Annotated in this window: 6 protein-coding genes; 4 read left to right on the top strand and 2 right to left on the bottom strand. The window is 73.6% G+C overall.

What is annotated here, in order from left to right; genetic code table 11:
* Nucleotides 1-2812 (bottom strand): S41 family peptidase (locus ABTX60_RS13345; protein ID WP_352097185.1); only part of this gene is annotated, 2812 nt, incomplete at its 3' end.
* Nucleotides 2813-2966: 154 nt separating this feature from the next.
* Between ABTX60_RS13345 and ABTX60_RS13340 the strand changes: the two genes are divergently transcribed.
* The 4 genes from ABTX60_RS13340 (at nucleotide 2967) to ABTX60_RS13325 (ending at nucleotide 5393) form a co-directional block, all read left to right on the top strand.
* A complete protein-coding gene (locus ABTX60_RS13340; RefSeq protein ID WP_352097184.1) occupies nucleotides 2967-3569 on the top strand; it encodes a TetR/AcrR family transcriptional regulator in 603 nt (200 codons plus the stop codon).
* Between the two features lie 88 nt (nucleotides 3570-3657).
* Nucleotides 3658-4173, top strand: coding sequence for a YbaK/EbsC family protein (locus ABTX60_RS13335; RefSeq protein ID WP_352097183.1), 516 nt, complete (start codon nucleotides 3658-3660; stop codon nucleotides 4171-4173).
* A complete protein-coding gene (locus tag ABTX60_RS13330) occupies nucleotides 4170-5015 on the top strand; it encodes a DMT family transporter (protein ID WP_352097182.1) in 846 nt (281 codons plus the stop codon). Before ABTX60_RS13335 ends, ABTX60_RS13330 begins: the two co-directional genes overlap by 4 nt.
* 102 nt (nucleotides 5016-5117) lie before the next feature.
* Nucleotides 5118-5393 (top strand): DUF1876 domain-containing protein, encoded by a 276-nt coding sequence (locus ABTX60_RS13325; RefSeq protein WP_053675991.1) that lies wholly within the window; start codon nucleotides 5118-5120, stop codon nucleotides 5391-5393.
* Nucleotides 5394-5419: 26 nt separating this feature from the next.
* Here ABTX60_RS13325 and ABTX60_RS13320 read toward each other — a convergent pair whose 3' ends face one another.
* Nucleotides 5420-6583 carry a serine hydrolase domain-containing protein gene (locus tag ABTX60_RS13320; protein WP_352097181.1) on the bottom strand — a complete coding sequence of 388 codons (1164 nt, stop codon included), beginning with the start codon at nucleotides 6581-6583 and terminating at the stop codon, nucleotides 5420-5422.
* Nucleotides 6584-6612 lie beyond the last annotated feature (29 nt).

The following is a 6612-nucleotide window of genomic DNA, read 5'->3' as shown; positions in this document are numbered from 1 at the left end:
CCGGGTCGCCGGCCGGGACTTGCGCCGTGTCATCGGCCGAGTCCGCCGCCGGGTCGCCGGCCGGGACTTGCGCCGTGTCATCGGCCGAGTCCGCCGCCGGGTCGCCGGCCGGGACTTGCGCCGTGTCATCGGCCGAGTCCGCCCCCGGGTCGCCGGCCGGGACTGCGGCCGGGCCCTGTGCCGGGCCATCGGTCGGGACTGCGGCCGGGCCTTGCGCCAAGCCATCGGTCGGGACTGCGGCCGGGCCTTGCGCCAAGCCATCGGCCGAGTCCGCCGTCGAGCCGGCGGCCGGGACCTCCGCCGAGCGCTCCGCCGAGTCCTCCGCCGGTTCGAACGTCAGCTCCACCGTCGTGCCGCCCGCGCCGGCCAGCAGCGGGTACGGGCCCGTGTCCGGGTCCACCGGGCGGCCGTCCACGTGGGTGAGGACGGCGCCTTCCCGGATGCCCGTGCCGGCCAGCGGGGAGCGGGCCTTGGAGTCGGAGGAGTCGCCGAGCAGGATCCGCTTTACCGTCCAGCCGCGGTCCCTGTGTACGAAGTTGGCGCCCAGCAGGCCCTGTCGGCGCTGGTAGTGGGGCGGGCCCTCGTTGCGTCGGGCGGCGGTGACATAGGCGTGGGACGTGCCCAGTTCGCCGAGGACCTCGCGCAGCAGGTCGGCGAACTCGTCGGGTGACGCGACCCGTTCGACCAGCGGACGGTACTGGTCGAGCACCCCGTCCCAGTCGATGCCGCACATGCCCGGTTCCCAGAAGTACGCCCGGATCAGCCGGCCGGCCTCCTCGTAGGCCTGCCGCCACTCCGCTGCCGGATCGACCGTGTGCAGGATGCGGCGCGCGTCGATCCACACGGTGGAGTCGCTGTCGCCCTGCTCGTTGGCCGGGACCGCGCGCAGCTCGCCCTCGTCGACGATCACCAGCCGGCTGCCGTCGCCGCTGACCGCGAACCAGTCCAGGTGCTGGGCGAGTTCGGACTTCCTGGCCTTGGTGATGCCGAAGTGCTCCAGGGTCGGCCGGCCGCTGGTGTCGTCGGGGTTGGCGAACGTCTCGCCGAGGGCGCCCGAGATCGGCCAGCGCAACCACACCAGCCCGCCGCCCGCGACCGGGCGCAGCGCCGAGTACTTGGAGGCGGCCACCGGGAACGGCGTGACGCGGCTCTCCAGCCCCTCGGCCTCGACGGTCACGGTGGCCCCGTGATCCTCGTCGCCTTCGTCCTCGACCGGGTCCAGGCCACCTGCTGCCGGGCGGCCCTCGGGGTTCACGGCGAACGGGGAGGGCGTCGCGGAGGACAGCGGCACCAGGTACGGGCGGCAGCCCAGCGGGAAGGACAGGTCGCCGGTGTGCACGTCGTAGACGGGGTCGAAGCCGCGCCAGGACAGGAAGGCGAGGTAGCGGCCGTCGCTGGTGAAGACCGGGTTCTCGTCCTCGAAGCGGCCGTTGGTGAGGTCCACGATCAGCCGGTCGGCCAGCCGGGCCAGTTTGATCTGCCGCAGGGTCCGGCCGATGCCCGGGTGCGACCAGGTCAGCCACGCTCCGTCCGGGGAGAACGCGAGGTCGCGCACGGGCCCGTTGACCGACCGGATCAGCTCGGTGACCTCGCCGCCGGAGTCCTCGGTGACGTCCACGAGGAGGAGCCGGCCGTCGTGCGAGGCGACCGCCAGCCGCTCGCCCTCCGGGTCCGACACGAGCTCGTGCACGCGGCCCAGCCTGCCCGGGGCCAGCCGCCGGGGCGCCCGGTCGCCGCTCGCCCGGGGCAGGGAGGCGATCTCGATCGCGTCCTCGCCCTCGGCGTCCGTCACGTACGCCACCCGCCCGCTGCCGCCGAGCATCTCGGGCAGCCGCACCCGGACGCCGGGGGTGTCGGTGAGGGTGCGGGCCGGGCCGTCCCGGTGGGTCAGCCAGTACAGGCTGCCGCGCACGACGACGGCACTGGCCCGCCCGGTCTCGTCGACGGAGAGCCCGTCGAGGTGCCGGGAGGCCGCCACCTGGTACGGGCGCCGCCCGGCTCGCGGCCCGCTCAGCCGTACGTCCAGCCGGCGCGGCTCGGAGTCCGGGGACAGGTCGTCGACCAGCCACAGGTCGCCCCCGCACTGGTACACCACCCGGGTGCCGTCGCTGGCGGCGTGCCGGGCGTAGAAGGCGTCGTGGTCGGTGTGCCGGCGCAGTCCGGAGCCGTCGTAGGCGCAGGAGTAGAGGTTGGCGACGCCCTCGTGGTCGGAGAGGAACGCGATGCGGCCACCGACGAACATGGGGGAGTGCAGGTGGCCCCCGATGCCTTCGAGGAGCCGTTCGCCGTGCAGCCAGAGCCGGCCCGTCGCCCCGCCGCGGTAGCGCTTCCAGGAGGCCGGTTCGTGCGGTGGGGTGCCGGTGAGGAGGAGGGACTTGCGCTCCCCGTCCACGTCGGCGACCTGGATGTCGGAGACCGGCCCCCAGGGCAGTTTGCGGCCCGGGTCGCCGCCCGGGGTGACCTTGTAGGCCCAGGTGAAGTAGGAGAAGGGCTCGCCGTGCGAGGCCACGGCCAGGATCTCGCCGTCCGGGGTCCAGCCGCAGACCCGGGTGTCGGCGCTGCCCCAGTGGCTCACCTGGCGGCCCGGCCCGCCGTCCACCGGGACGACGTGGACCTCGGGCACCAGGCTGCGCCAGCTCGTGTACGCCAGGTGACGGCCGTCGGGCGAGAAGCGCGGGTGACCCGCCTTGGTGCGGTCGACGGTGAGCCGCCAGGCCCGGCCGGGGGAGTCGAGCGGGGCGAGCCAGAGGTCGTCCTCGGCCACGAAGCACAGCAGGTCGTCATGGAGGTGCGGCAGACGCAGATAGGTCACGTCCTCATGCTTTGCCCGGGGGCATACCCGGGCAACTCAGGGCGGAAGCCCGGCGGTGGCCTATTACACGTACGAAACCGTTTCGTTTCTGTAAGGGGTGCGCTACATTCGTGACGTACGAAACCGTGTCGTTCGCAGCAGGAGGTCGAGAGGGATGGCCGAGGTCGCCGCCGCGCGTCGCAGCCGGATCACCCCCGAGCGTGAGGCCGAGCTCTACACGGCCGTGCTCGACCTGCTCCGCGAGGTCGGCTACGACGCCCTCACCATGGACGCCGTGGCCGCGCGCACCCGGTCCAGCAAGGCCACCCTCTACCGCCAGTGGGGCGGCAAGGCCCAGCTGGTCGTCAAGGCGCTTCGCCACAACAAGCCGGTGAAGAGCCTCGACGAGGTCGACACCGGCTCGCTGCGCGGCGACTTCCACGCCCTGCTGGCGCGCGCGGACGACGCCGAGATGGAGCAGAACGGCGCGCTGATGCGCGGCCTGGCCACGGCGATGCACGCCAATCCCGATCTCCACAGCGAGTTCCGGAGCCAGATCATCGAACCGGAGATCGCGGACTCGCGCCGCGTGCTCCAGCGCGCCGTCGACCGCGGCGAGGTGCGCGCGGACTGCCCCGCGCTGGAGTTCGTGATGCACATGATGCTCGGCGCCTTCGTCACCCGCGCGATCGTCGACGACCGGCCTCCGACGGCGGCCTTCCTCACCTCGTACATCGACGCCGTGGTCCTCCCCGCCCTCGGCGTGCCCACCGATTAGGCCGTCCCTCCCCGGCCGGCGGCGAGCCGCACCTGCGCGCCCCGAACCCACTCGCGTGCGCCCTACACCGACAACTACCGTGCTCCCCATGACGACGACAGCCGCCACGGACGCCGGGAGCTCCGGAGCTCATCCCCGTTTCGCCGAAGCCCTGCGGGAGCTCGGGCTCGGGGACCTCGTGAGCCAGGTCCGCCGCTTCCCCGACGCCACCCGCACCGCCGCCGAGGCCGCCGCCGCGATCGGGTGCGAGCTGAGCCAGATCTGCAAGTCGCTGATCTTCGCGGCGGACAGCGTACCCGTGCTCGTGCTCATGGACGGCGCCTCCCGGGTCGACCTCGAACTCGTCCGCAAGGAACTCGGCGCCGACAAGGTCACCCGGGCCAAGGTGGACATCGTGCGGGAGACCACCGGGTACGCCATCGGCGGCGTGCCGCCCTTCGGGCACCGGACCAGGACCCGGGTGCTCGCCGACCGGTCCCTGCTGGAGCACGACGTCGTCTGGGCCGCGGCCGGGACGCCGTACGCCGTGTTCCCCATGGCCCCCGCGGACCTCGTCACCCACGCCGGCGGCACCTTGGTGGACGTGCGCGAGCCCACCTCGTGACCCCTCTGGTCACCGCCGCCGTCCTGCTCGCCGCGGTCACCCACGCCAGCTGGAACGCCATCGCCCACAAGATCACCGACAAGCTCGTCGGCTTCGCGCTGATCTCGGGCGGCGGGATGGTCATCGGGCTGGCCCTGGCACCGTTCGTGGCGTTCCCGGCGGCCGGGGCCTGGCCGTACCTGCTCGGTTCCGCCGCCGTCCACATCGCCTACTACGCGCTGCTGATGACGTCCTTCCGGCTCGGGGACTTCGGGCAGGCCTATCCCATCGCCCGGGGTACCGCGCCCCTCGTCGTGACCCTGCTCGCCGCCCTCTTCGCGCACGAGGTGCCCGACGGGTGGGCCGCCGCCGGGATCGCCCTGTCCTGCGCCGGGCTGACCGGCGTCGCCCTGTGGGGACTGCGCGGTCGGCGGCCCGACTGGGCGGCGATCGGAGCTGCCCTGGCGACCGGGCTGACCATAGCGGTCTACACCGTCGTCGACGGCCTGGGCGTGCGGGCCTCCGGGTCCTCCCTCGGGTACATCGCCTGGCTGATGGCGGTCCAGGGAGTGGTCATCCCGGCGTACGCGCTGTGGCGCTGGCGCGGGGATACCGTCACCCTGCTGCGGCCCTTCGCCGGGGTCGGGCTGATCGGTGCCGCGCTGTCCGTCGCCGCCTACGCGCTCGTCCTGTGGGCCCAGACCCGGGCCGAACTCGCCCCCATCGCGGCCCTGCGCGAGTCGTCGATCATCGTCGGAGCGGCGATCGGGGCCGTGTTCTTCAAGGAGAGATTCGGCGCGCCGAGGATCGCGGCGGCCGGCCTGCTGGTCGTCGGGATCGGGCTGATGCTGCACGCTGGATAGGGCCCGGCAGGCGGGGTGCACGCCGGATAGGGGCCTGTCAGGCGGGTGCGTCCGGCCGGTGCGAGGAGCACCCTGGAATTAAGCGTTCCGGAGGTGATCGTCATGATGCACACCACTGTGGGGTGGCACGTCGAGATGGAGTTCACGGAGGACGACCAGCACACGCGGGCGGCCGCGATGGTCCGTCTGCCCGACGGCAGTGAGGTACGGGCGCACGGCCACGCGAGCCGGCACCGGACCGACGCCAATCAGCCGAGGGTCGGGGAGGAGATCGCCGGAGCGAGGGCGCTCAACGAACTCGCCATGCGGCTGCTGACCAAAGCCCACGAGGAGATCGACCAGGCGTCCGGCCGGACCTCGCACCCGATCCACGTCTAGAGGCTGCCGGAGGTCCGGCCCCCGGACTACAGGTCCAGTACTCCCCGCACCGCCCGCACCAGCCCCTGCGCCCGCGGGTCCGCCGTCACCGTCTTGCGGAAGCCGTTCGTGACATAGCCGAAGGCGATCCCGGTCTCCGGGTCGGCGAACCCGAGGGCGCCGCCCCGGCCGGGGTGGCCGAAGGATCCCGGGGTGAGGAACGGCGAGGCGCTGCCGTGCAGCATGTAGCCGAGGCCGAAGCGGGTGCCGACCACCAGGACCCGGTCCGGGCCCGCCGACTCCTCGGCCCGGGCCAGTTCCACCGTCTCCGGGGTGAAGAGGCGCCCGGCACCGGCCGTGTCGCCGATCAGCGTCGCGTAGAAACGGGCCAGCCCGTCCGCCGTCGCCATGGCGTTCGTCGCGGGGAGGGCGGTCGCCCGGTAGGCGGGGTCGTTCTGGTCCGGGAACGGGGAGATCGCGGCGAACGCCCGGCGCGTGAGGGAGGCCGGATCCTCGTAGGCCTCGGTGACCGAGCGCTTGGGGCGGGCCCGCAGGCCGCCGGCCGGCTCGGCTCCCTCGACGCGGCCCACCCGCCCCACCCGGCCGGCCTCCGACTCCGGCAGACCGAGCCAGAGGTCCAGCCCCAGCGGGCCGGTGATCTGCGACGCCAGCCACTGCCCGGTGCCCTGCCCGGTCACGCGCCGCACCAGTTCGTCGACCAGCCAGCCGTAGGTGAGCGCGTGGTAGCCGTGGTCGGTGCCGGGCTCCCAGGCCGGGGCCTGCGCGACGAGCACCTCCGGGCCCCGCAGCGGGTCGAGCGCCTCCTGCGGGGTGAGCGGCCGGTCGAGGACCGGCAGTCCGGCGCGGTGGTTCAGCACGTGCCGGACCAGCACCCGCTCCTTGCCCCGCGCCTTGAACTCCGGCCAGTAGTGCCCCACCGGCGCGTCCAGGTCCAGCTGCCCGCGCTGGTGCAGCAGCAGGAGTACGGCGGCGGCGACGCCCTTGGTCGCCGAGCGCACGACCTGGGCCGTGCCGCGCTCCCAGGGGGCCGTACCGTCGACGTCCTTCGTGCCGGCCCACAGGTCGACGACCTTGTGCCCGTCCCGGTAGACGGCGACCGCCGCGCCCCGGTCCCCGAGCGTTTCGAAGTTCCGTACGAACGCGTCCCTCACCGGCTCGAAGCCCTCGGCCACTGTGCCGTGCACGTCCACGCCCGTACTCCTCGTCTCGCCGCTGTGCT

This window comes from Streptomyces sp. NPDC126510 (assembly GCF_040302345.1).
Lineage (GTDB): Bacteria > Actinomycetota > Actinomycetes > Streptomycetales > Streptomycetaceae > Streptomyces.
This window is presented reverse-complemented; position numbering and strand designations above follow the sequence as displayed.

Coding starts and splice junctions, on each gene's coding strand:
- ABTX60_RS13340 (WP_352097184.1), top strand. CDS start 2,967: ATGGCCGAGGTCGCCGCCGCGCGTCGCAGCCGGATCACCCCCGAGCGT.
- ABTX60_RS13335 (WP_352097183.1), top strand. CDS start 3,658: ATGACGACGACAGCCGCCACGGACGCCGGGAGCTCCGGAGCTCATCCC.
- ABTX60_RS13325 (WP_053675991.1), top strand. CDS start 5,118: ATGATGCACACCACTGTGGGGTGGCACGTCGAGATGGAGTTCACGGAG.